Source organism: Mediterraneibacter torques, assembly GCF_044591705.1.
Classification (GTDB): domain Bacteria; phylum Bacillota; class Clostridia; order Lachnospirales; family Lachnospiraceae; genus Mediterraneibacter; species Mediterraneibacter torques.
In genome coordinates this window covers 2,211,735-2,236,595 of record NZ_CP172594.1, presented here as the reverse complement: position 1 = coordinate 2,236,595, position 24,861 = coordinate 2,211,735, and the positions used below count along the sequence as shown (strand labels likewise).

At 42.9% G+C, this 24,861-nt stretch carries 17 protein-coding genes and 1 rRNA gene; 15 read left to right on the top strand and 3 right to left on the bottom strand.

What is annotated here, in order from left to right; genetic code table 11:
• Positions 1-50: 50 nt before the first annotated feature.
• The 9 genes from mtaB to ACH9UM_RS10495 all read left to right on the top strand — a co-directional run bounded on the left by mtaB (position 51) and on the right by ACH9UM_RS10495 (position 13,175).
• Positions 51-1,346 carry a tRNA (N(6)-L-threonylcarbamoyladenosine(37)-C(2))-methylthiotransferase MtaB gene (gene mtaB, locus ACH9UM_RS10535; protein ID WP_009243255.1) on the top strand — a complete coding sequence of 432 codons (1,296 nt, stop codon included), beginning with the start codon at positions 51-53 and terminating at the stop codon, positions 1,344-1,346.
• Positions 1,347-1,460: 114 nt separating this feature from the next.
• A complete protein-coding gene (locus ACH9UM_RS10530; RefSeq protein ID WP_004848083.1) occupies positions 1,461-1,724 on the top strand; it encodes an IreB family regulatory phosphoprotein in 264 nt (87 codons plus the stop codon).
• A 6-nt stretch (positions 1,725-1,730) separates the two neighbouring features.
• Positions 1,731-2,168, top strand: a complete 438-nt coding sequence (ruvX, locus tag ACH9UM_RS10525; protein ID WP_004848085.1) for a Holliday junction resolvase RuvX — start codon at positions 1,731-1,733, stop codon at positions 2,166-2,168.
• 157 nt (positions 2,169-2,325) lie between these two features.
• Positions 2,326-2,586: a DUF1292 domain-containing protein gene (locus ACH9UM_RS10520; RefSeq protein ID WP_004848089.1), complete on the top strand. Its 261-nt coding sequence runs from the start codon at positions 2,326-2,328 to the stop codon at positions 2,584-2,586.
• A gap of 147 nt (positions 2,587-2,733) precedes the next feature.
• Positions 2,734-3,195, top strand: a complete 462-nt coding sequence (locus ACH9UM_RS10515) for a Fur family transcriptional regulator (RefSeq protein WP_400091287.1) — start codon at positions 2,734-2,736, stop codon at positions 3,193-3,195.
• A 16-nt stretch (positions 3,196-3,211) separates the two neighbouring features.
• Complete coding sequence (locus ACH9UM_RS10510) at positions 3,212-4,882, top strand: ribonuclease J (protein WP_009243254.1); 1,671 nt, start codon at positions 3,212-3,214, stop codon at positions 4,880-4,882.
• A 3-nt stretch (positions 4,883-4,885) separates the two neighbouring features.
• Positions 4,886-5,551, top strand: a complete 666-nt coding sequence (locus tag ACH9UM_RS10505) for an O-methyltransferase (RefSeq protein WP_004848095.1) — start codon at positions 4,886-4,888, stop codon at positions 5,549-5,551.
• Positions 5,552-5,613: 62 nt separating this feature from the next.
• A complete protein-coding gene (locus ACH9UM_RS10500) occupies positions 5,614-6,849 on the top strand; it encodes a U32 family peptidase (protein WP_009243253.1) in 1,236 nt (411 codons plus the stop codon).
• 257 nt (positions 6,850-7,106) lie between these two features.
• Complete coding sequence (locus ACH9UM_RS10495; protein WP_009243252.1) at positions 7,107-13,175, top strand: beta-N-acetylglucosaminidase domain-containing protein; 6,069 nt, start codon at positions 7,107-7,109, stop codon at positions 13,173-13,175.
• Between the two features lie 208 nt (positions 13,176-13,383).
• Here ACH9UM_RS10495 and ACH9UM_RS10490 read toward each other — a convergent pair whose 3' ends face one another.
• On the bottom strand, positions 13,384-14,166 hold the full coding sequence (locus ACH9UM_RS10490) for an EFR1 family ferrodoxin (RefSeq protein ID WP_004848102.1): 783 nt from the start codon (positions 14,164-14,166) through the stop codon (positions 13,384-13,386).
• Between the two features lie 194 nt (positions 14,167-14,360).
• On the opposite strand from ACH9UM_RS10490, the gene ACH9UM_RS10485 reads away from it, so the two are divergent.
• The 3 genes from ACH9UM_RS10485 to ACH9UM_RS10475 are packed head-to-tail and all read left to right on the top strand — an operon-like array spanning position 14,361 to position 17,475.
• Positions 14,361-15,590, top strand: a complete 1,230-nt coding sequence (locus ACH9UM_RS10485) for a YARHG domain-containing protein (RefSeq protein WP_270188320.1) — start codon at positions 14,361-14,363, stop codon at positions 15,588-15,590.
• A gap of 19 nt (positions 15,591-15,609) precedes the next feature.
• Complete coding sequence (locus ACH9UM_RS10480; RefSeq protein ID WP_022003010.1) at positions 15,610-16,476, top strand: N-acetylmuramoyl-L-alanine amidase; 867 nt, start codon at positions 15,610-15,612, stop codon at positions 16,474-16,476.
• Between the two features lie 39 nt (positions 16,477-16,515).
• On the top strand, positions 16,516-17,475 hold the full coding sequence (locus tag ACH9UM_RS10475; protein ID WP_004848108.1) for a serine hydrolase: 960 nt from the start codon (positions 16,516-16,518) through the stop codon (positions 17,473-17,475).
• A gap of 199 nt (positions 17,476-17,674) precedes the next feature.
• Here ACH9UM_RS10475 and ACH9UM_RS10470 read toward each other — a convergent pair whose 3' ends face one another.
• Together ACH9UM_RS10470 and ACH9UM_RS10465 are read right to left on the bottom strand one after the other, a co-directional pair.
• Complete coding sequence (locus ACH9UM_RS10470) at positions 17,675-19,180, bottom strand: DUF4234 domain-containing protein (protein ID WP_270188321.1); 1,506 nt, start codon at positions 19,178-19,180, stop codon at positions 17,675-17,677.
• Between the two features lie 22 nt (positions 19,181-19,202).
• Complete coding sequence (locus tag ACH9UM_RS10465; RefSeq protein WP_004848110.1) at positions 19,203-19,604, bottom strand: DUF2752 domain-containing protein; 402 nt, start codon at positions 19,602-19,604, stop codon at positions 19,203-19,205.
• A gap of 226 nt (positions 19,605-19,830) precedes the next feature.
• Here ACH9UM_RS10465 and ACH9UM_RS10460 point away from each other — a divergent pair, with 226 nt between their 5' ends.
• From ACH9UM_RS10460 to ACH9UM_RS10450, 3 genes are all read left to right on the top strand, one after another.
• Positions 19,831-21,258 carry a hypothetical protein gene (locus tag ACH9UM_RS10460; RefSeq protein ID WP_004848111.1) on the top strand — a complete coding sequence of 476 codons (1,428 nt, stop codon included), beginning with the start codon at positions 19,831-19,833 and terminating at the stop codon, positions 21,256-21,258.
• A gap of 80 nt (positions 21,259-21,338) precedes the next feature.
• The gene (locus ACH9UM_RS10455) at positions 21,339-22,364 is read left to right on the top strand and encodes a branched-chain amino acid aminotransferase (protein ID WP_270188322.1); all 1,026 of its coding nucleotides are present in this window, start codon (positions 21,339-21,341) and stop codon (positions 22,362-22,364) included.
• An 854-nt stretch (positions 22,365-23,218) separates the two neighbouring features.
• Positions 23,219-24,749 (top strand): 16S ribosomal RNA (locus ACH9UM_RS10450).
• The last annotated feature ends 112 nt before the right edge of the window (positions 24,750-24,861 follow it).

Below are 24,861 nucleotides of genomic sequence, written 5' to 3'. Positions count from 1 at the left end.
CTAAAAGTCAAGGAACAATGATAGAAAGAATAGGAAAAAGAGGTAAACTTATGAAAAAAGCGGCACTTCATAATCTTGGATGTAAAGTAAACGCATATGAGACGGAAGCAATGCAGGAAATGCTTGAACAGGCAGGTTATGAGATCGTTCCCTTTAAAGAAGGGGCGGATGTTTATATTATCAATACATGCACGGTGACAAATATAGCAGACAGGAAATCTCGGCAGATGCTGCACCGAGCAAGAAAATTAAACCCGGACGCGGTCGTTGTGGCGGCGGGGTGTTATGTACAGGCGCAGGAGGGTAAGGAGATCGATCCGTGTATTGATATTGTGATCGGAAATAATCATAAAAAAGATCTGCCGGAATTATTGAAACAATATGAAATGGAAAAAAGCGGTCATACAGAATATGCGATGGAAGATATCAACCGTACGAAAGAGTATGAAGAACTGCATTTGACAAAACCGGGAGATCATACGAGAGCGTATATTAAAGTGCAGGACGGATGTAATCAATTTTGTACGTATTGTATCATCCCTTATGCGAGGGGCAGAGTGCGGAGCAGGCAGACAAAGGACGTGCTGGAAGAAGTGAGAGATCTTGCCGGAAACGGATATAAAGAAGTTGTTCTTACGGGAATCCATCTGAGTTCTTACGGTATCGATTTTGACGGGCAGAGACATCTGCTTGACCTTATAAAAGAAGTACACAAAGTCGAAGGGATCGAACGGATCCGTCTCGGTTCTCTTGAGCCGGGGATTATTACGGAAGAGTTTGCAAAAGAGCTTTCCGAGATGCCGAAAGTGTGTCCGCATTTTCATCTTTCTCTTCAAAGCGGATGTGACGCGACGCTGAAGCGGATGAACAGAAAGTATACAAGCGGAGAATATTATGACAGGTGTCAGATATTGAGAAAATATTTTGATCATCCGGCTCTTACGACAGATGTGATCGTCGGATTTCCGGGGGAGACAGAGGAAGAGTTTGAAGCTTCCTATGCGTTTGTCGACCGGGTTGATTTTTATGAAACGCATATTTTCAAATACTCGAAGAGAGAAGGGACAAAAGCGGCAGTGATGGACGGCCAGATTGATGAGAAGATCAAAGGGGAAAGAAGCGCCCGTATGATCGCCCTCGGCGAACGGAAGAAAAAGGCATACGAGGACAGCTTTATCGGAAAAGAAGTGGAAGTTCTTTTTGAAGAACGCGCGCAGATCGAGGGAAAGGCTGTTATGACAGGACATACAAAAGAGTATATGAAAATTGCACTAGAAACCGAAAAAAATATTTCTAATTGTATCGTAAAAGTGAGAATTGAAAATCATTCACAAATTATACGTTGAATTTTGAATGGGAGTATATTAGAATTGTAGGTAGTGATTTCGGAGTTTCCGAAAATGAAAAATGAGGAATAGAATTCTTATACAAAAAGACAGAAGGTAAGGAGGAACAGCAAGATGAGTGATCTCAGCAATACACAATTCTTTCAGGTAGAACCGGGACCGCAGATTTCGGCCGGAGACATTTTGGAGATCGTGTTTAAGGCGCTGAAAGAAAAGGGATATAATCCGGTGAATCAGATCGTCGGATATATCATGTCGGGAGATCCGACATATGTTACAAGTTTTAACGGAGCGAGAAGCCTGATCATGAAAGTAGAGAGAGATGAGTTGGTCGAGGAGCTGTTAAAAGCGTATATCGAACATCATTCGTGGGAATAATCAGATATGAGAATTATGGGACTTGATTATGGGTCGAAAACGGTAGGCGTTGCGATCAGCGACGCTCTTCGTCTTACGGCTCAGGCAGTGGAGACGATCGAGAGAAAAGAAGAAAATAAACTTCGGCGGACTTGCGCGAGGATAGAGGAACTGATCAAAAAGTATGATGTGGAGAAGATCGTCCTCGGCTTTCCGAAACATATGAATAACGATATCGGAGAGCGTGCGCAGCAGTCTATGGAATTCGGAGAGATGCTCAAACGCAGAACCGGGTTAGAGGTCATTTTGTGGGATGAGAGACTGACGACCGTAGAGGCAGAACGTACTCTGATCGAGAGCAACGTGCGCCGTGAAAACAGAAAGAAACATATAGATCAGATCGCCGCAGTGTTTATTTTGCAGGGTTATCTTGATCTGATGCATATGAAAAAACAGGCAGAATGAATGAAGTCTGTCATTTTTGTATAGGCAATGAGCCAAAGTTCGGGATATGCTAAGACCTTGGCGGCTGCTTACAATCCCGGGATGTGTCTTTTGGCGCTTTCGGTGATTTTGTGCAGGATATCAGGATAGAAAAATAAAAGATGTAAGGGGTTCGGATATGGAAAAAGTAAAGTTTGCATTTGCGGATGGAAACGGTGAGGACGAATTTTTTATACTTGAAGAAACAAAGATCAACGGGAGCGCGTATATTCTTGTTGCGGAGTCGGAGGATGACGATGCGGAATGTCTGATATTAAAAGACGTTCGTGATGAAGAATCAGGCGAGAGCGTTTATGAGATCGTTGAAAATGAGAAAGAGTTACAGGCGGTCTCCAAGGTGTTTGAGGAACTTCTTGAAGATGTCAGTATTGAACTCTGATCTAAGAAGAAAATTACATTGTATGCTATGGGAACTTCTGAGAGTTTCCACGGGAAATCGGACAGTGATATATAAGATATGACAGTATGGCAAAATGCGTGAAATCGCAGTGAAAAATGTCTTTTGGATGTTTCGGGTGAGGATAGAATGAAAAAGAACAGGACAGAAGAACTGCTCAAAGAAAAATTAAGAGAAAAAGGGTTGAAAGTTACGAATCAGAGAATTTTGATCCTTTCTGTCTTGGAGCAGAATAAAGGCAGGCATTTGACTGCGGAAGATATTTATGAGCTGGTGACGCAGGAGCATCCGGAAATCGGACTTGCAACTGTGTACCGTACGATCCAGCTTTTATGGGATATGCAGCTCATAGACAAGATTAATTTGGATGAGGGATGTGTGCGTTACGAGATCGGACATCTGCTGGACGGCGGATCGAAACATAACCACCATCATCTTATATGCAGAACTTGCAATAAAATCATTCCTTTCGATGATGACCTTCTGGAAGAAGCGGAACGTCACATTGAACGTACGATTGGACTTCATGTTCTTGATCATGAAGTAAAGTTTTACGGAATATGCAGAGAATGCATGAAAAAGGGGAAATAGTGGAGGTGTTTATTTTTTGAAAAAACAGAATAACGGAAAATTGCGTATCATACCGCTTGGAGGATTAGAGCAGATCGGTATGAATATTACTGCCTTTGAGTATGAAGACAGTATTGTTGTCGTGGACTGCGGTCTGGCATTCCCGGAGGATGATATGCTTGGGATCGATCTTGTGATCCCTGATGTAACATACTTGAAAGACAATGCATCGAAAGTGAAAGGGTTTGTTATCACACATGGTCACGAGGATCACATCGGCGCGCTTCCGTATGTGCTCAAAGAGATCAATCTGCCGATCTATACGACGAAACTTACGATGGGCATTATTGAAAACAAACTAAAGGAGCATAATCTTCTTCGGACGACGAAGCGAAAAGTTGTCCGCCACGGACAGTCGATCAATCTTGGAAAATTCAGGATTGAATTTATTAAAACGAACCACAGTATTCAGGATGCGTCTGCCCTTGCGATCTATTCGCCTGCCGGTGTCGTAATCCATACAGGAGATTTTAAAGTCGATTATACGCCGGTGTTCGGAGATGCGATCGATCTACAGCGGTTTGCGGAGATCGGAAAAAAGGGTGTGCTTGCTCTGATGTCAGACAGTACGAATGCGGAGCGGCGAGGATTTACCCAGTCGGAAAAGACGGTCGGTATTACGTTTGATCATATTTTTGCGGAACATCAGAATACAAGGCTGATCATCGCTACGTTTGCTTCTAACGTGGATCGTGTGCAGCAGATTATCAATTCGGCATATAAGTATGGAAGAAAAGTAGTTGTGGAAGGGCGCAGCATGGTGAATATCATTGCGACAGCGTCAGAATTGGGATATTTGGATGTGCCGGAAAACACATTGATCGAGATCGATCAGATGAAGAATTATCCGCCGGAGAAAATGGTTCTTATCACAACCGGAAGTCAGGGAGAGTCTATGGCGGCTCTGTCGAGAATGGCGGCGGACGTGCACAGAAAAGTGACGATACAGCCAAACGATACGATTATCTTCAGTTCTAATCCGATTCCGGGAAATGAGAAGTCTGTTTCCCGTGTGATCAACGAACTTTCTTCCAAAGGGGCGGAAGTTATTTTCCAGGATGCCCATGTATCGGGACATGCCTGTCAGGAAGAACTGAAATTGATCTATTCTCTTGTGAAGCCGAAATATGCCATTCCGGTCCACGGAGAATACCGTCATTTGAAAGCAAATGCGGAAGTGGCAAAATCACTTGGAATTCCGAAGGAAAATGTATTTATCATTCAGTCCGGAGATGTGCTGGAACTGTGCGATGACAGTGCGGAAGTAGTAGATAAAGTACACACGGGAGCGATTCTTGTAGACGGACTCGGGGTAGGAGACGTAGGAAACATCGTGCTTCGGGACAGACAGCATTTGGCAGAGGACGGTATTATCATTGTTGTGCTTACGCTTGAGAGAAGAACGAACCGCCTGCTTGCAGGTCCGGATATCGTATCGCGAGGCTTCGTTTATGTAAGAGAATCAGAAGAACTGATGGATGATGCGAGAAGAGCGGTATCCGAGGCGGTGGATAAGTGTCTCTCGGGACGTCATACAGACTGGAATAAGATCAAACTTGTGATCCGCGATTCCATGAACGACTATATTTGGAAAAAGACAAAGAGAAAACCGATGGTGATTCCGATCATCATGGATGTGGATGTGTAAATTATGATAGTAGATGAACGTATTATTACATTCATCAATTCGCTGGATACGAAAAACAGTGAAATATTAGAGGACATCGAGAGAGAGGCTCTGGCTGATAACGTGCCTATAATACGCCGTGAGATGCAGAGCTTCTTAAAGGTGCTCCTTATGGTAAAAAAACCTATGCGCGTTCTGGAAGTCGGAACTGCCGTAGGTTTCTCTGCGTTATTGATGAGTGAATATGTACCGGAAGAATGTGCGATCACAACGATTGAAAATTATGAGAAGAGAATACCGATCGCAAGACAAAATTTTGTCCGTGCAGGAAAAGAGAAGAAAATCACTTTGCTGGAAGGCGATGCGATGGATGTGCTGAAAACATTGGAAGGACCGTATGATTTTATTTTTATGGATGCGGCGAAAGGTCAGTACATTCATTATCTGCCGGAGATACTGCGTCTGCTTGCAAAGGGCGGTATCCTTGTCTCGGATAATGTGATGCAGGACGGTGATGTGATCGAGTCACGTTTCGCGGTAGAACGGCGGGATCGTACGATTCATGCGCGGATGCGGGAATATCTGTACGAATTAAAACATAACGATGCGCTTGTAACATCGATCATTCCTTTAGGAGACGGGGTGGCGCTGAGTGTGAAAAAGGAAGTCGGAACGGACATTGCGCAGTAAAGCGCAAAATTATAAGCCGCCATAAAAACAGAAAAAGAAGAAGTAGGAGAATGAAGAGAAAGATGAGCAGACATCCTGAGTTATTAATTCCGGCGAGCAGTCTGGAAGTGTTGAAAACGGCAGTTATTTTCGGAGCTGATGCGGTCTATATCGGAGGAGAAGCTTTCGGTCTTAGAGCAAAAGCGAAGAATTTTTCAACGGAAGAGATGCGAAAAGGAATTCAATTTGCCCATGAGCATGGTGTGAAAGTATATGTGACCGCTAATATTCTGGCGCACAACGATGACCTTGCCGGGGTGCGTGAGTATTTTGAAGAGTTAAAGGAAATCAAACCGGATGCACTGATCATTGCAGATCCGGGAGTATTTGAGATTGCCAAAGAGATATGCCCCGAGATAGAAAGGCATATAAGCACTCAGGCAAATAATACAAATTATGCAACCTATAATTTCTGGTATAAACAGGGGGCGAGTCGAGTCGTATCTGCCAGAGAGCTGTCGATGGAAGAGCTAAAAGAACTTCGGGCAAATATTCCGGAAGATTTGGAAATCGAGACGTTTATTCACGGGGCGATGTGTATCTCTTATTCGGGAAGATGTCTTTTGAGTAATTATTTTACGGGAAGAGATGCGAACAGAGGAGCATGTACTCATCCGTGCCGCTGGAAATATGCGGTCGTGGAAGAAAAAAGACCGGGAGAGTACCTTCCTGTTTATGAAAATGAAAGAGGAACTTACATTTTTAACTCAAAAGACCTGTGTATGATCGAACATATACCGGAGCTGATCGATGCGGGGATCGACAGTCTGAAAATCGAAGGCAGAATGAAAACCGCTCTGTATGTGGCGACAGTGGCAAGGACGTACCGAAAAGCAATCGATGACTATAAGAAAGATCCGAAGTTATATGAACAGAACATGCCCTGGTATAAAGAACAGATCTCAAATTGTACTTACCGCCAGTTTACGACCGGATTTTTCTTTGGGAAACCGGATGAGACGACACAGATCTATGACAGCAACACATACAATAAAGAGTATACTTATCTTGGCATTGTCGGGGAGATCAAAGACGGATTGTGCAGGATAGAGCAGAGAAACAAATTTTCTGTCGGGGAAACGATTGAAATTATGAAGCCGGACGGCAGAAACATAGAAGCGGAAGTGCTGCGCATCCTGAATGAAGAGGGAAAAGAGCAGGAAAGTGCGCCCCACTCGAAACAGCTGCTCTATGTTGAACTAAGTGAAATCCCGGACGTATATGATATTTTGCGAAGAAAAGAAGAGGAATCAAAATAGAAGAAAATATAAATAGAAACGGCATAGACAAAGGCGTTTATCGTATCTTTGGCTATGCCGTTTTGTAATGGAGGAAATAAGAGAGCGAAACTGTTCAAAAAGACGGTGAAATGACAAAATGATTGATAGAAAAGGAAGTAAATATGATGAAAATAGATGAAAAAAACAAAAAAAGTACATCGTAAATGAGTAAAAAATGATATAATGATAGATGGTAGTATCCTGATAATATTATGAGAAAAGGAAGGAAAAGGTTTATGGCAGGAAGAGTGATCAAAAGACTGCTCGCAGGGGTTCTTACAGTCGCCGTTGTGATACCGGGCAATTTTGTTCCGGCGCAGGCAGCGGAAGAACCGCAAGAAGACTACCTCATTTATCCGAATCCACATAAGGTGGAGTATCAGGAAGGAGATTACATTCTCGGAAAAGAATTGAATGTAATCTATGACAAAGGAATCGATGAGGCGACAAAGAACCGTCTGCAAGAGGCGGCAGACCTCAAAGGAATCGAGGTAAACGAAGCAGAGCAGCCAAAAGAAGGCGCAACCAATGTATATGTCGGTGTACATGGACAGGACGGAACGGCAGAAGATTATATTACAGAAGAATATCAGCCGGAAGACTCTTTGTTTGGAAAGACGGATTCTTACTTTCTGGCAAGTGATGAGAATGTAATATCCGTACTTGGAAAAGATGCAGATTCTGCATTTTATGGATTGACTACGCTGTATCATGTTTTTGCACAGATGGACAGCCTGACAATCAGAAACTTTGAGATCGAGGACTATGCGGACGTAGTAAGCCGTGGTTTTATTGAAGGCTATTATGGAAATCCGTGGTCTACAGAAGATCGTGTAAACTTGATGAAATGGGGTGGATATTACAAATTAAACGCGTATTTCTATGCGCCGAAAGACGACCCGAAACATCGTACACAGTGGGATCAGCTTTATACGGAAGAAGAGCTGGCAAATAAGATCAGACCGCTTGCAGAGGCGGGAAATGAATCAAAATGCCGATTTGTTTATGCCCTTCATCCGTTCCCGCAGGGCAATCATCTTCGTTTTGATGATAATTATGAAGCTGATTTGGCGAAACTTCAGGCAAAATTCAAACAGGTGATCGATCAGGGCGTACGTCAGATCGCAATCCTTGCAGACGACTTTTGGAATCCGGGCGGACCGAATGGAGTACGTCTGTTAAACGATATGACTGCATGGCTTGAAGAGGTGAAAAAGCAGTATCCTGATATGAAGATGACGATCCCTTATGTTCCGTATGACTATATGGGCAACGGAAGCAGCGCAGAACTTCAGGAGTTGAAAAAGGCTCCGGCTAATGTTCAGATCGTTATGACCGGCGGAAGAGTATGGGGAGAAGTAACAAATAACTTTACTTCTACGTTTACAAATAACGTTGGACGCGGACCGTTTATGTGGATCAACTGGCCGTGTACGGATAACTCTAAGAAACATTTGATCATGGGCGGTTATGATACGTTCCTTCATCCGGGAGTAGAGCCGTCTAAAATCCAGGGAATCATGCTTAACCCGATGCAGCAGTCGGAACCGAGCAAGGTTGCTATTTTCGGTAATGCAGATTATGCATGGAATATTTGGGAGACAAAGGAAGAGGCAGACAAGTCATGGAATGATGCATTTTCCTTTGTAGATCATAATTCGGCAATTATGAATGATGCGAGCGACGCCCTGCGTGAATTATCAAAGCATATGATCAATCAGGCGATGGATACGCGTGTAACACCTTTGCAGGAATCTGTTGTACTGAAAGAGAAGTTAAATGCATTTAAAGAAAAACTGGAAGCAGAGACTCTCACGGCGGAAGAAGTAGATGCGGTAATCGCAGAGTTTGAAGTGCTTCAAAAAGCTTCAAAGACATATCGTGCAGGCGGAAACGAGGCGATCAAAGGTCAGATCGTATATTGGCTGAACTGCTGGGATGACACGACAGAAGCGGCGATCGCATACTTAAACGGCGTAAAGAGCGCTCTGGCAGGAGACGTATCTTCTGTGATCAGCTATAATACAGCAGGAAAGACGGCGTTCGACCGTTCAAAAACATATGACTTTTTATATGTGGATCATCAGGAATATGCCGAGGTCGGCGTACAGCACATTGTTCCGTTTATCAATACATTGGCAGAGTATGTATCTGCAAAAGCGGAAACAGCGGTCAATCCCGACAAAGTGATCCCAAAATTCATTACAAGCAGAAAAGACGCGCCGACAGGTTCTAAAGAAAATATTTTTGACGGCGACGAGTCTACAAGTGCAGTTTACAAAACGCCGAATTCATTGTCGAAAGATGATTATATCGGTGTAGAATACAACAAAGTAATCGATATTGACAGCATTCGTTTCCTTCTCGGAGGCGGAAAAGATCATTTTGAACATGCAAAACTGCAGTATATGACAGAAGAAGGAACATGGGAAGATCTGACGTTGACAGGCATGGAAAACAATTTTGCCGGAGAATTCGGTAAAGTTCAGGACATCAATGTAAAAGAAGCAAATCTTCCGAGTGATCTGAAAGCAAAAGGAATCCGCCTCATTGCGACAGCGGCAAATGTAAATGACTGCTGGCTTGAGGTACGCGAAATCCAGATCAACAAAAAAGAAGAAGTTTCCGAAGATACAGAGCGTTACACAGGAGATGTGACGTTCAGCGGTATTTCCACACAGGGAAATGATCATACGGCGGCAAAAATGTTTGACGGAGATCTGTCTACAGAAATGTGGATCGCTAAAGGACCGTACAGCGGCGAAGGAAAAGATACGATCGCGGCAGACGCTTATATCCAGATTACCTTCCCGGAAGCGAAGCAGATCGGAAGCATAAGAATGACACAGGGCAAAACTTCTTCTGCGGATGTGTTTAAAAAAGTAGAAATACAGTATAGCACAGACGGACAGAGCGGTTGGAAAAAGGCAGGAGAGTTTACGAACGCGAAAGATCAGACAGTAAACATTAACGTAACTGACAAGATCAAAGGAATCCGTCTTGTGAATAAAGAGCAGACGGCAGGCTGGGTACGCATCGGTGAATTAGATATCCGCGCGCCGAAGAATATGACGACTCCGATCACATACAAAGTGATCAAGACGGAGCGTTGGAAAGTAGCGCAAGGGAAAGAAACGAGTCTTTATGACGGAGATGACAATACATTCGTATGGTACGATCCTGATGGAGACGGAAATTCAACAAGTGACTCTGTTCTGAAAGATGATTTCTTAGGATATGACCTCGGAACAGAAGCTGTATTGGAAAGCGCTCATATCGTAGTCGGACATACAGGCGGAGACAAGCTTGTAAAATATGCGGTTGAGACGTCTGTAGATAACAGCACATGGACTCCGGCAGAAGGATATGCAGAGTATACTGGAGCGGCAGAAGGAAAAGACGTACTGAACATTGATCTGAAAGGTGTGACGGCGCGTTACATCCGTATCCGCAATCTGGAGAAGAAACCTACGTGGGCAAAATTCTCTGAGTTTACTGTAAAACAGAAAGTTGATCAGACAGGAACAACAGAGAATATTTATACAAATGTAAAGGATCACGGAATGCTCGGAACGACAGAAGCAGGTATGTCTTCTTTGCAGCCGGGAACGATCAGTCTGAAAAAAGATCAGTATATCGGTGTTGACTTAAAGAACATCAAAGCGATCGAAAACATTGCAGTGAACGCAGGAGAAAATGCGAATGTGAAACTGCAAAGCTCTATGAACGGAGTGATCTGGACTGATGTTAATGCAGGAGCATTGGAAGATGCAAGATATGTAAGACTTTACAATGCGGGAAATGAGACACAAAATGTTTCGGTTCAAGAATTCAAAGTGACGTATGCGTTTATCGGAGAGAAAACGGTAGAAAGTGATTTTGCTCAGAAAGATTCGGCAAACGATATGCGAAGCAACGGACAAGTCGGAAATGTATTCGACGGAAAGCTTAATACGCTTGGCAAGATCACAGGAACACAGGATGCAGGGAAAAAGATCGTATTCGATCTCGGACAGACTGTGAATTTTGAATCGTTCAGATACTATGTAAAAGAGACATGTCTTGACTTCTTAAGACATGCAAAATTTGAAGTAGCTGACAGGAAAGATGCCACAGACGATCAGTGGACAAAGATCCTTGAAGTCGGAAACGCAGAGGCTGTGCAGATGTCGGCTAATGCGACAGCGAAAGATGCAGACTATCTGCTTCATGATACTACAAATCCGGGAAATATGTATGCAGAGGCAACCGGATTGAATGTGTCGGGACGTTACTTAAGAATCGTACCGCTTACAACATATACAGAGAGATGGGTTGAGCTGTACGAGCTTCAGATCAACGGCGGAGCTTATATGACGACAGAGTCAAACCGCGACATCATATCAGAAACAGCGGAAGAAGCGGGCAAGATCCCGTCTAATGTATTTGACGGAAACTTTGCGACAACATACAAACCATCTGCGGCAAACGGTTCGTTTACATATCGCATCAGTGAGCCGGATCAGAGAACGATCCGTATCATACAGAACGGAAAGGCGTCGAATGCAGATGTACAGGCAGTTCTCTATAAAGACGGAGCAAAACAAGAAGCAGCTGCGATCGGAAAGCTGAATCAGACGATCAATGAATTTGCGGTTGGAAAAGACAGTCAGATTCTGGAAGTTATCGTGACATGGGCAGAAGACATTCCGGAGATTTCTATTATAAAGACAAGTGAAAAGGAAAAAGCAGCGGTCAATAAAGATGCGCTGAATGAGGCAATCAAAAAGCCGATCGACGATAAGTGGACTGCAGACAGCAAACGGGCGGCAGAAGAAGCAAAAGCAGCGGCAGAAGAGATCGCGGCAAATGAGTACGTGACTCAGGAAGTTGTAGATCTGGCAGAAAAAGCGCTTCTTGCCGCACACAAAAACGCGGTTGTCAAAGGCGATGTTACTGCATTGGAAAACGCTTTGAACAACATGAAAGCAGGCAAAGAAAACGTCGGAGCAGAGGAAGCTCCTGTTTATGTAGAGATCTATTCGGCGAGAACTTATGCGGCATATGAGTCGGTGATGAATGAGATCAGAGAGGCGTTAAAGGATAAAGAAAATGTTTCGGAGAAAGAAGCGCAAGATCTGACGGCAAAACTTGAAAAAGCCGAAAAAGCACTAGTATATTCATCGATCCAGAGAGAGCTGGCAGAAACAGAGTTAGAAAACGCAGTAAAATATAATAAAGACGACTATACAACTGTTTCTTACAAAGCATATACAGACGCGAAATCAGCATTAGATGCGATTGTGAAAGCAGATAAGACAGAGCGGAAGAACCCGAAAGAAGTCTATACTGCACGAAATACTTTTGCGCAGACAGAAGAAGGTCTTGTCAATGTAGCCGCATTGAAAGCAAAACTTGCAGAAGTTGGAAAACTGGATGAGAATCTTTATACGAAAGACAGTTGGAAAGAGCTTCAAGATGCAGTGAAGAATGCAGAGGCTTATCTGGAAAACGGAACAAAAGATCAGGTAGATAAAGCGGTTTCCGATCTGGAAAATGCAGTGAATGGTCTGGTAGAAAAAACAGAAGTAACTGTAGATGATGTCATTGCAGAAATGGAAAAAATAAACGGCAAAGATTACACTGAAGTAAGTTTCGGCGCACTTCAGGATGCGATCAGCAAAGCAAAAGCAGATAAAGATCAGAACGATCCGGCATTAGATCAGGCGAATATCACTGCAATGAAAGAAGCGAAAGCGGCGCTTGTAAGTATCGTAGATTTGAAGGCTGCTCTTAATGAAGCTGCTCAGCATAAAGCAGGTACTTATACGGTAAGTTCTTATAAGCTTTTGAAAGATGCTGTGACAAATGCAGAGCCGTTGAAAGTAAACGGTACAAAAGAAGAGGTTGCCAATGCGGCGGCTGCAATCCGTGCGGCGATCAAGGGTCTGGACAAACGTGCAGTTGGTTTGGATGAGTACAGAGACTCTATCGTATTGAAGAAACCGGAAGGTTATACAGAAGAAAGCTATGCGGCATATAAAAATGCATATGATGCGCTGATGGCTCTGGATTCAAAGGAGACAACGGCAGAAATGTTTGCAAATGCGAAGTCTGCATTTGAAGCTGCACAGGCAGGTCTTGTACAGAAACCGGGAAGCAACGGAACAGGAAGTTCTTCAAACGGAACTGTTTCAAACGGAGCAGTTGCAACCGGAGATACAGTGAATGTTTCAGCATTAGCCGGATTATTCCTGTCACTCTTGATGATAGCGGCGTTTATGAAACGTAAAACTTTTCTGGGATTTTTTGAAAAAGATGAATAAGATTTAAAACAGGTTCACATGATAATATTAAAAGATATAAGATGACCTGGAGTTAAGAATCGCCGGATCCGGCAGTAAAGCCGGATTCGGCGATTCTTTTGCGAAGGCGGTAAGCCAAAGGGCGGGAAAGCCCGGAAACTTGACGACCGATCGATATCTGTTTATATATTTTTGAACCGCTGTTTTGAATAACAGATGACGGTGTAGCTTAAAGAAATATCTCGGCCTTTTTATCGCTCTGACAGACCTTTGTTAATTTCTTTGCTGCCATATTCAACTTAAAAGCGCTGACATATCTGGCTTTCTGTTTGCAGAAGCGGACACATTTCATACATCCGATACATTTATCGTGATCTGTCTTTTTCGGATTATCAAGAGAGATTGCTCCTGCCGGACAGATCTTTGCGCAGGCGCTGCATTCTGTACAAAGCGAAACGTCGGCTTTCGGAAAAAGTACGTTTTTTCCGTATTTTCTGTAAGGAGTATTTCCCGGTACTTTCAGATCGAAAGAAGCGAAAGAATCTTCTTTTTTAATGATCCGATTCAGTGAAATTCCGTATTCGGAAGCTTCTTTTAAATCCGCCTTGTTCGGACGTCTTGCGCCGATAGAGTTCACGATAGAGTGTTCTGCCGGAAATGCGGCAGCTCCGATTACTTTGAATCCTCTTTTTTCTACTTCGGTCTTTAATTCTAAAAGTGCATCCTCGTATTCGCGGCATCCGTATGTAGCGACAAGAGCGGCAGGTGTTCCGTTTCCGGAAAAGAGATCAAGATATTTGAGAAAGAGCGCCGGAACACGACCGTAGTATACGGGGATCGCAAACAGGGCAAAATCGTTTGGCGCAAATTTTGCGACAGGTTTCAGATCTTTTTTGATCGTAAGGTCAAAAGAGACTGATTTTAAATCGATACTTCTTGCCGTTTCCATAACGACTTTATGGGTCGTTCCTGTAGGGCTGAAATAAATAAGTTTTAATTCGTTCATTTTCATAAATCAACAGACTCCTTTGTAAGTAATATTACAATGATATCATAATACGGATAAAAATGCACGAAGAAATAAATATAGAATATCGAACAAAAGCAATAGTTCAGTCCCCGCCATTCGTAAATTTTGTTTGACCGGAAGGATGGAAAAATATACTATAAATATAGCAGCAGTTATTTATAAGGAGGGACACGATTATGAGATGTCAATATTGCGGAAGAAAAATTCCTGATGATTCTGCATTTTGTCCGGAATGTGGACAGCGTCAGGAAGAGCTATCGTTTCATGCAGAGTCAAGTTTTGATTCAACACAGGAATCAAAGCCGGAAGTTTGCCCGGTATGCGGCACTGTGATGGAAGAGGGAACTTTGTTTTGCCCTGAATGTGGTACGCCTTATGCACGGTCAGAGCAGCAGAGTGGTACGCGGTTTGAGGATACTGAGGAAATGCCGTATATATCGTCTCCGGAAGACTCTGAAGAGTTGTTAAAGGTGCGGGATGAAGAAGAGTTTGAAGAGTTCGGATCACAAAGAGACGGTCGGGGTGACATGGGCAATCAAGGAAATGTGCCGGATATGCGGCAGTCTTTGGATGAGTCTTATGGGAAGAAAAAGAGCAAAGCGCCGATTATAATCGGTGTGGTCATCGGAGGAATTGTTTTAGTTGCTATAGTGATTGCTGTGTTGTTTTTCGTTTTGAAAAAAGAAGATCCGAAACCGTCTTCTGATTCCGTCAACACGGATATTACAGAACCGTCGGAAAATGAGATTTTGAATGATGTAGATTATAACCTGCTTGATGAAGATGAGTTATTCTTTGAAGGCTTTATTAAAAAGACAGAAAATGGCGATTATGTTCTGCGCTTGGAAGAAGAATATACTTTTTACGGAGAAGATTTTTACGGTGAAAAAGTTTTGCTGGAAGATGCGAGAAACGTATATATCGATCAATCTGTTCTTCCGGAAGGAATGCTCGACAGCATTAAATCTAATCAGACGATAGAGATAGAAGGACAATTTTATTTTGACAACGATAAGCTTTATATAACACCGTTTGTAATTTGGGATGAATATGGGGAAAACCTGATAGAAGATTTTGAAAAATCAAAAGAGGAGGATGAAGTTTTAAATAAAGATTATATTCTTCCACAGAGCGCTTCTTATCTTTTAACTGAAAGCGATATTGAAGGCTTGGATATCCGCGAGATTAATTATGCCAAAAATGAAATCTATGCGAGGCATGGCCGGCTTTTCCAATCGGCTGAACTGCAGAATTATTTTAATAGTAAGAAATGGTATCACGGTACGGTCAGTCCGGAAGAATTTAACAATTCGATGCTTTCTGAAATTGAACGGAAAAATGCAGATTTTCTGGCTCAGGTCGAGTTTGGTATGGATCCGAAAGGATATCAGTTGGATGCAGAGTAATTGTTAAAGGATCATAATTATGAAAAAAGGGGTTACATTTTTTGTATTTATCTGTCTTCTTGTTTTCGGTGTTTCGGCGTGCGGCAGGGAAAATGTTTCCGATCCTTCAGAAGGAAAGAAAGCTTCGGCTGAGAATCCCAAAACTACTGATCGGTCATCAGAAGAATCAGAACAAACATCGGAACAAACGGAGGCGTCTGTGAGCGCAGAGGAACATTCAGGACAAACTGACATACAAAAACCGGTAAAAAAAGATATTTTGATCGCGATAGATCCCGGGCATCAAAGCCCGGATATAGATATGAGCGGGCAAGAGCCAAATGCTCCTGGGTCAGGTGATTTTAAACAAAAATCTGCCGGCGGTACTGTCGGCAGATTCACCGGGATACCGGAATATGAACTTAATCTTGAAATCGCATTGATGCTTCGAGATCGTCTGACGGAACAAGGGTATGATGTAATCCTGACGCGGGAAAATAACGAAACAGCTATAAGCAATGCGGAACGAGCCTGTCTTGCAAATGATGCAGGGGCGGAGTTTTCTTTGAGAATTCATGCAAATGGAAGTGAAGATCCATCGGTAAACGGTGCGATGGCTCTGATCGGTTCTGCTGAAAATCCTTATGTAGGCGGAGTTTACGAAGAGAGTTATCGTTTGGCGGAAACGATTTTAAATTGTTATTGCAGTGCGAGTGGAATGCAGAATCTCGGGATTCGGTGTAATGATACGATGACAGGGATCAACTGGAGTCAGATACCGGTTGTGATATTAGAAATGGGATTTATGACGAATCAACAAGATGATACAAACATGTCGGATGCCACCTATCGGGAGTTGATGGTCGATGGGATTGTAGATGGGATCAATGCATATTACGGGTTTTGAGTTCTTTAGATATTTTTATGTGACGGAGTAAAAATAAGTATGAGGCGAAAAGTTTTCAGATACAGTTTCTTATGCGCGCTCTTGTTTGTTTTTGTGACGGCGGTTTTTATGTTCACTGCCTGCGGCAAGGAAGAAACTGTAAAAGAAAAGGAAGAGAACAAAAAAGAAAACAAAAAAGAAAACAAGGAAGAGATTGTGATTAAAAAAGATGATATTGAAGATACAGAAGAAGTCGGATCATCCGATCCGGAACTAGAAGAGGAAGCCGCGTTTCCTATTTTAAATGACTTAATTGATCGGATACAGTTGACGGCGGCGCCGCTTGAAAGTACAGGAGCTTCGGTTTCTGTATATGCAGAAAATCTTTCTGACGGAGCGAGGGCATCGATCAACAGCAGTCAGATGCCAGCGGCAAGTTTGATCAAGCTTTATATTGCGGGATGTGTATACGAACAGATGGATTTTGTGAAAGAACAGGAGGTTTACGCAGGAGAAACAGAAGAACTTTTGCGTTTGATGATTACGGTAAGCGACAATGACGCGGCAAATGAGCTTGTTCGTAAGCTTGGTTTTGGGGATGCTTCGGCGGGAATGGAAGTTGTGAATGAGTTTTGTCGGTTGCACGGTTTTGCAGATACTCATATGGGAAGGCTGCTTCTTGCACCGAATGATATGGATGATAATTATACTTCTGTCAACGACTGCGGAAAGTTTCTGCGGGAAATGAACGGAAATGTGCTGGTTGGATCAGAAAAACTTCTTGATCTGATGCGGCAGCAGGAACGTACGGGGAAGATCCCGGCAGGAGTGCCGGAAAATATTGAGACTGCAAATAAGACGGGGGAACTTTCCGATGTGGAAAATGACGCGGCAATTATATTTGGGGAAAACGGAGCATATACAGTTTGTGTGATGATGAGCGGTTTATCTGATACTTCTGCCGCAAGATCTGTTATCCGAGAGATTTCGGCGCAGATTTATGAGTATATGTGTCCGTGACAGGAATATTTTGATTTTGACTGCGGGATATTATTTTCGGATATATATTAGGAAATGGTAAAAAGAGATTGTAAAGAGATTGTGAAAAGATCATAGGAGAAATAAAAAAAGGTTCTGACCGAATTTTATGTTTGACTTGTATCTGAAGTTTCAGGATGCAGATCGTTCGGGCAGAACCTTTTATTATAATGTTAAATGATTAAATTAATCCGTTGTAACGATTGTATGCCATACAGATGCTGTTTGTATTTTTAATAATGATATTCATTGCAATAAACGGTCCGATGAAACAGAGGAAAGAGCCAAAGAGAAGCCATAATAAAATAGTAGTACCGTTTTCTGTAAATGACAGACCGTAACGAGGTGCGTTTGCTGCAAGGCGGTTTCCGAGAGAATACTGCCACCACCAACTGTAAATTCCGCAAGTGAGGATGGAAAGCAGGATGAACTGTACTAATCCGCCTGTTGATTTTCCGTCTCCGGCACAAGCAGTATTAACATCGCGGGCAACTGTGTATATAAAGTAATAACTGTAAATTCCGCATGTAAGAATCGAAAGAACGATATAACCGAGCAGTCCGCGGTCGGTTTTCAGTGGCGTAACACCCGGTCCTGAATAGTTCGGACCGGAACTTTGATAGTTGTAATTTGGTCCCTGGTTATTATAGTTTGTACCTTGGTTGTTGTAGTTTGTACCCTGGTTATTATAGTTTGTACCTTGATTGTTGTAGTTTGTACCCATGTTCTGCCCCTCATAGTTTGTACTGCCGGCTTGTGATTCGCAGTTTGTCTTGCTGTTTTGATTCATATGATCTGTTCCGGCGTTTTGATAGTTGGTTTCTTTATTTGTATTGCCCTGTGCTGTTTCGGATGTCTGACTGCTGCGGGCAGATCCGCCGATGACTCCTGTGATATTTGATAAATCCGGTGTCGATCCTGAGAGATGCAGGAGCGTATAAGTGATGCCGACAACCGCCGCCATAATGGTTAACGTTAATAATAAAGAAGATAAGATCCAGAAAAATGTATCAAAAGAAAAATAATATCTGAAGCTTCGGAACATAGATGTAATAAATTCAATGATTCCGCACAGCGCTATGATTGCCGCTAATCCGCTTAAGATTACGAAAAATGTTTTGATCCTCTGTTTTTCTTTTGAAAGTGCGATCATTACCAATACTGCCGCTATTCCTGCATAACATACCATGTTAAGAAGATTTCCCAGACCTTGCATGATGAGGCTGTAAGAAAAATTCTGAATGCCTGAGAGTAGATTGCGGAAAGCCATAACGAAGCAGAGTGCTGCTAAAATGAAAAAGCCGATCTGTAAAAATTTCTTCGTCTCATCTAAGTCGCCTGCTGATGCTGTTTGAAAGCGGTCTTCTGTATTGTTTTTAAAAGTTTCTCTGTCTGTTTCTGGTGTTTTGCTTGTTTTTGTACCGTAAGCTGTTTCTGAGTTTTTGTTTGCTTCTGTACCGTAAGCTGTTTCTGAGTTTTTGTTTGCTTCTGTACCGTAAGCTGTTTCCGCATTTTTGTTTGTTTCTGTACCGTAAGCTGTTTCGGCGTTTGTGTTCGCAGTGGTTTCATAAGCTGTTTCTGCTGTTTTGTTTTCAGCAGAATTATGCGGCGGCTCAGTTTTGCTGCCGCAATACGGACAAAACTTTGCGGTGTCTGAGATTTCTCTTCCGCATGTCTTGCATTGCATATAAAAGCCCTCCTCGTTTCCTTTATTTTTTTGTAAAGAGTTGAGAAATCAATGAAAAAATCGCTCCCTTTTCCGGCTGAAAGACAACGATGGAATCGGCCGTATCCAACATTCGTAAGATGTATACTGCCCCAAATAGTACACAGGCAGTTATAAGTAAGATCTTCTGTATCTTTTTTGGTATCTTATCCCAAAAGAGAAACAGCATAATTCCTATCGGTAATATCCAAAAAAGCGGATGGTATCGGAAAGCTCCGGTGAAGTCCATACGGAGTACACAAAACCATGCTCTCGACATTCCGCAGCCGGCACAGGAAATTCCGGTCAGGAAAAGAATCGGACAGGTAATTCCAAATACCGATTCTAAAATAAGATAAAACACTGCGATTGTAAAAAGTGCGCTTATATTCTGCCGTTTTTTCATATTGGTTTCTCCCTTATTTTTCTAGTTTACAATAGGTGAAAAATATTGTCAATCTGTGTACATAATTGTGGACGCACAATCAGGATATGGCTTTGGAAGAAGTTGATTTTCCTCATATTTTGTATTATTGTAGATAATACAAAATAAAGTATGAGATCGTATCAAAAAAAGGGAAGATCTTGCCGGTTTGTATGATCGGAACTTTGCAGGAACGGAGGGATGACAGATGATGATGTTTGTTATTTTTTTGATCGTGAATGTAGGTACAATCGGTATTTTTTACGGTGTTTACGGAACGAAACGTAAGTATGAGGAAGGGATGCTTATGGGAGTGCATTTGCCGGGTTCGGCGGCTGAAAGCGAAGAAGTAAAAATGCTTATGAAAAAATACCGTACATGGACAAAATGGTTTTATACTTTGAACTTGCTGGCAGGAATTGCGGTATGCGGATTTTGCTTCTGGTATATTTCGGTCTTTATGATCGTGTGGAGTATATGGCTTGTGGAGGTGTGCATCGGAGCGATTCTTCTATTATATAGAACGCACAGAAAACTGTATGATCTGAAGATGAAAAACGGTTGGATCGGGAGTAATGGAAGCAAGATTATGACTGCGGATTCGGCAGTTGATGCAACAGTGTCTGCACAATCGGAGAAAATGGGAATGTCTCCGTTGTGGCATATTTTGTTTTGCGGATTGATCGTCCTGCCATGTTTATTACCGCAAGTGAGACTATATTTAAAAGAGTCGGAAGATGGATGGATCTTATTTTTGTGCGGATTTGCAGTTAATCTTGTGTTTGCTGCTGTACATGCGGTTATATTGCGAACGCGCAATACGGTGTACAGTGAAGATGTTAAGATGAATCTGGCGGTGAACCGGTTGCAGAAAAATGTTTGGTCATGGTCACTGATAGCCGGAAGTCTTTTTAATACCGGAGCGTATCTTTGGGTAACATATTTTATGGATGAGAAGATGTGGATCGGATCAGAAGTATATATTGTATACATTATACTTGAAAGTGTTCCGATTTTCATTTTTATGAGCGGAGTATTTTATATAAAGAAAAAAAGAAACCGGATTCTGCAGAATAATGAAACTTTGCATTATGTTGATGATGATATTTATTGGAAAAACGGATGGTACAGTAATCCGAATGATAAACGGCTGATCGTGCAGGATTGGGCGTGTTCTTTTAACTATACGACGAATATGGCGCGTCCGGCAGGGAAAATTTCGTTTGCGGCAGGGATAGTCATTACGATAGTATGTCTTCTGTGGGTGTGTGTGCTGATGTTTCGGATTGATTTTACTCCGATAAAAGTTTCTGTCGGATCTGATAAAATCGAGATTACATCCGGCTATTCCGATATGGAAATTGATATTGATGAAGTGCAAAGCGCAGAACTTTTACCAAAGCTTCCGAATGATGAATACAAACGAGTAAATGGATCTGATGATGGTCAAAAGAAAATCGGGAAATTCAGAGGAAAGAAGACTGGAAAATGCAGAATGTATATTTATGTAGAGTGTACACCGATTTTGCAGATAAATACTTCAGATGAAATCATATTTATTAATAGTAAAGAAAAGGGCGCGGCAGAGAAATGGTATGAGAAGATTGTACAAGAAAAAAACAGAGTGCACTCTTGATTTTTAAAAACGGCGGTATTATAATGTCTTAAAGAAAGAAGTGATTGTTTTCTAAAATGGAGGAATGGAGGCGCTTTATTATGGAAAAGAAAAATCTTGACTGGGCAAATATAGGATTTGAATATGTACAGACAGATAAGAGATATGTTGCAAATTATAAAGACGGAAAATGGGATGAGGGAACGCTTACAGAGGATGCTAACATTGTAATGAATGAATGTGCCGGAGTGCTTCAATATGCACAGACTGTATTTGAGGGAATGAAAGCGTATACGACAGAAGATGGACGTATCGTTACCTTTCGCCCGGATCTGAATGCGGCGCGCATGGTGGATTCGGCAAAACGTTTGGAAATGCCGGTCTTTCCGGAAGACCGATTTGTTGATGCAATCGTGCAGACGGTTCAGGCAAATGCCGCTTATGTTCCGCCTTATGGTTCAGGCGCTTCATTATATATCAGACCATATATGTTTGGGATTAATCCTGTAATCGGAGTAAAGCCTGCAGATGAATATCAGTTCAGAGTGTTTACAACACCTGTAGGTCCGTATTTTAAAGGTGGTGCAAAACCGATTACGATCTGTGTATCTGATTTTGACCGGGCAGCTCCTCACGGAACGGGGCATATTAAGGCGGGGCTTAATTATGCAATGAGTCTTCATGCGATTGTTACGGCTCATGCAAACGGATTTGATGAAAACATGTATCTTGATTCGGCAACGAGAACAAAAGTGGAAGAAACGGGAGGCGCAAACTTTATTTTCGTAACAAAAGATAATAAAATTGTAACACCTCATTCAGATACGATTCTTCCGTCTATTACAAGAAGATCTATTATGTATGTAGCAGAACATTATCTTGGTCTTGAAGTGGAAGAAAGAGACGTTTATTTTGATGAAGTAAAAGATTTTGCAGAGTGTGGTCTGTGCGGAACGGCAGCAGTAATTTCGCCTGTCGGAAAAGTGGTAGATCATGGTAACGAAATCTGTTTCCCAAGCGGAATGGAGAAAATGGGAGCAATCACACAGAAATTGTATGAGACGTTGACAGGAATCCAGATGGGACATATCGAGGCACCGGAAGGATGGCTGAAAGTAATCGAATGACAGAAAGTGCAGTATAAAAAGCAATTTGAAAATAGTATAGAAGACAGTATAAAGAAAAGTAATATAAGTAATGATTGAAATATAAAAACAGTTCCGCGACCGGGAATCCCTGAAGCGGGCTGTTTTTATGCTATAGGAAATTTCGATTTCCTACAGAACAAAACCCTCCGGGCTCGTCCGAGAACTTGGTAACTGCTTATAATTCCAGAAGATGCCTTTTGGCACTTCCGGTGATTCGCTTGTTTTTAGGGCAGCAGCTATGACTGAAAAGAAGCGGTAAAAAGGGTAATTGTTTGAATTATCTGAAATAAATAAAAAACAAGAAAAACATTGACAATTACTTCCATACATGATAGGATATCACTTGTCGCTGATGACGGCTATACGAAATACAGGAACAGACTTTTGGAGACGCGGAGGCGGAACAGCCAAAGAATGGGAACTGTAAACGATCGGATAGCGGGAGACAACAGAAAAACTTATCTGAAGACGCGGAGGCGGAAGATCAGAAAGTGAAAAAAGTTGTTGACAATATCACAGCGATGTGGTAATCTATTAAAGCTGTCGCTTGAACGGTCAGCAAAAAAATAAAAAGTTCTTGACAAATGATAAAGCTTTTGATAGAATATAAAAACTGTCGCTTGAGACAGAACAGAGAAAGAACCTTGATAACTGAACAATAGACAACAACCCTTGAAAATTTCTTTAAAGAGAAAAATTTTTAAGAACTACATTGATACAAGATGAGGTTCGGCTTTCACACTAAATTCGTGAGAGACTCATTAAGTGTTCAATGCCAAAACAGTAAAGAGGGAAAGAATTGCTAGTAGTGATTCTTGACCAAGACAAACACTTTTAACGAGAGTTTGATCCTGGCTCAGGATGAACGCTGGCGGCGTGCCTAACACATGCAAGTCGAGCGAAGCACTTTGCTTAGATTCTTCGGATGAAGAGGATTGTGACTGAGCGGCGGACGGGTGAGTAACGCGTGGGTAACCTGCCTCATACAGGGGGATAACAGTTAGAAATGACTGCTAATACCGCATAAGACCACAGCACCGCATGGTGCGGGGGTAAAAACTCCGGTGGTATGAGATGGACCCGCGTCTGATTAGCTAGTTGGTAAGGTAACGGCTTACCAAGGCGACGATCAGTAGCCGACCTGAGAGGGTGACCGGCCACATTGGGACTGAGACACAGGCCCAACTCCTACGGGAGGCAGCAGTGGGGAATATTGCACAATGGGGGAAACCCTGATGCAGCGACGCCGCGTGAGCGAAGAAGTATTTCGGTATGTAAAGCTCTATCAGCAGGGAAGAAAATGACGGTACCTGACTAAGAAGCACCGGCTAAATACGTGCCAGCAGCCGCGGTAATACGTATGGTGCAAGCGTTATCCGGATTTACTGGGTGTAAAGGGAGCGTAGACGGATGGGCAAGTCTGATGTGAAAACCCGGGGCTCAACCCCGGGACTGCATTGGAAACTGTTCATCTAGAGTGCTGGAGAGGTAAGTGGAATTCCTAGTGTAGCGGTGAAATGCGTAGATATTAGGAGGAACACCAGTGGCGAAGGCGGCTTACTGGACAGTAACTGACGTTGAGGCTCGAAAGCGTGGGGAGCAAACAGGATTAGATACCCTGGTAGTCCACGCCGTAAACGATGACTACTAGGTGTCGGGTGGCAAAGCCATTCGGTGCCGCAGCAAACGCAATAAGTAGTCCACCTGGGGAGTACGTTCGCAAGAATGAAACTCAAAGGAATTGACGGGGACCCGCACAAGCGGTGGAGCATGTGGTTTAATTCGAAGCAACGCGAAGAACCTTACCTGCTCTTGACATCCCGCTGACCGGACGGTAATGCGTCCTTCCCTTCGGGGCAGCGGAGACAGGTGGTGCATGGTTGTCGTCAGCTCGTGTCGTGAGATGTTGGGTTAAGTCCCGCAACGAGCGCAACCCCTATCTTTAGTAGCCAGCGGCCAGGCCGGGCACTCTAGAGAGACTGCCGGGGATAACCCGGAGGAAGGTGGGGATGACGTCAAATCATCATGCCCCTTATGAGCAGGGCTACACACGTGCTACAATGGCGTAAACAAAGGGAAGCGAGACCGCGAGGTGGAGCAAATCCCAAAAATAACGTCTCAGTTCGGATTGTAGTCTGCAACTCGACTACATGAAGCTGGAATCGCTAGTAATCGCGAATCAGAATGTCGCGGTGAATACGTTCCCGGGTCTTGTACACACCGCCCGTCACACCATGGGAGTCAGTAACGCCCGAAGTCAGTGACCCAACCGTAAGGAGGGAGCTGCCGAAGGCGGGACCGATAACTGGGGTGAAGTCGTAACAAGGTAGCCGTATCGGAAGGTGCGGCTGGATCACCTCCTTTCTAAGGAAGAAATAACTTCTTTCGTCTGGAACAATCCAACTAAAACGGAAGAAATAACTTCTTTCGTCTGGAACAATCCAACTAAAACGGAAGAAATAACTTCTTTCGTCTG

What these genes read in the sequence shown, in the direction of transcription:
- mtaB (WP_009243255.1), top strand. Translation starts at nt 51, where the DNA reads ATGAAAAAAGCGGCACTTCATAATCTTGGATGTAAAGTAAACGCATAT.
- ACH9UM_RS10530 (WP_004848083.1), top strand. Translation starts at nt 1,461, where the DNA reads ATGAGTGATCTCAGCAATACACAATTCTTTCAGGTAGAACCGGGACCG.
- ruvX (WP_004848085.1), top strand. Translation starts at nt 1,731, where the DNA reads ATGAGAATTATGGGACTTGATTATGGGTCGAAAACGGTAGGCGTTGCG.
- ACH9UM_RS10520 (WP_004848089.1), top strand. Translation starts at nt 2,326, where the DNA reads ATGGAAAAAGTAAAGTTTGCATTTGCGGATGGAAACGGTGAGGACGAA.
- ACH9UM_RS10515 (WP_400091287.1), top strand. Translation starts at nt 2,734, where the DNA reads ATGAAAAAGAACAGGACAGAAGAACTGCTCAAAGAAAAATTAAGAGAA.
- ACH9UM_RS10505 (WP_004848095.1), top strand. Translation starts at nt 4,886, where the DNA reads ATGATAGTAGATGAACGTATTATTACATTCATCAATTCGCTGGATACG.
- ACH9UM_RS10500 (WP_009243253.1), top strand. Translation starts at nt 5,614, where the DNA reads ATGAGCAGACATCCTGAGTTATTAATTCCGGCGAGCAGTCTGGAAGTG.
- ACH9UM_RS10495 (WP_009243252.1), top strand. Translation starts at nt 7,107, where the DNA reads ATGGCAGGAAGAGTGATCAAAAGACTGCTCGCAGGGGTTCTTACAGTC.
- ACH9UM_RS10490 (WP_004848102.1), bottom strand. Translation starts at nt 14,166, where the DNA reads ATGAAAATGAACGAATTAAAACTTATTTATTTCAGCCCTACAGGAACG.
- ACH9UM_RS10485 (WP_270188320.1), top strand. Translation starts at nt 14,361, where the DNA reads ATGAGATGTCAATATTGCGGAAGAAAAATTCCTGATGATTCTGCATTT.
- ACH9UM_RS10480 (WP_022003010.1), top strand. Translation starts at nt 15,610, where the DNA reads ATGAAAAAAGGGGTTACATTTTTTGTATTTATCTGTCTTCTTGTTTTC.
- ACH9UM_RS10475 (WP_004848108.1), top strand. Translation starts at nt 16,516, where the DNA reads ATGAGGCGAAAAGTTTTCAGATACAGTTTCTTATGCGCGCTCTTGTTT.
- ACH9UM_RS10470 (WP_270188321.1), bottom strand. Translation starts at nt 19,180, where the DNA reads ATGCAATGCAAGACATGCGGAAGAGAAATCTCAGACACCGCAAAGTTT.
- ACH9UM_RS10465 (WP_004848110.1), bottom strand. Translation starts at nt 19,604, where the DNA reads ATGAAAAAACGGCAGAATATAAGCGCACTTTTTACAATCGCAGTGTTT.
- ACH9UM_RS10460 (WP_004848111.1), top strand. Translation starts at nt 19,831, where the DNA reads ATGATGATGTTTGTTATTTTTTTGATCGTGAATGTAGGTACAATCGGT.
- ACH9UM_RS10455 (WP_270188322.1), top strand. Translation starts at nt 21,339, where the DNA reads ATGGAAAAGAAAAATCTTGACTGGGCAAATATAGGATTTGAATATGTA.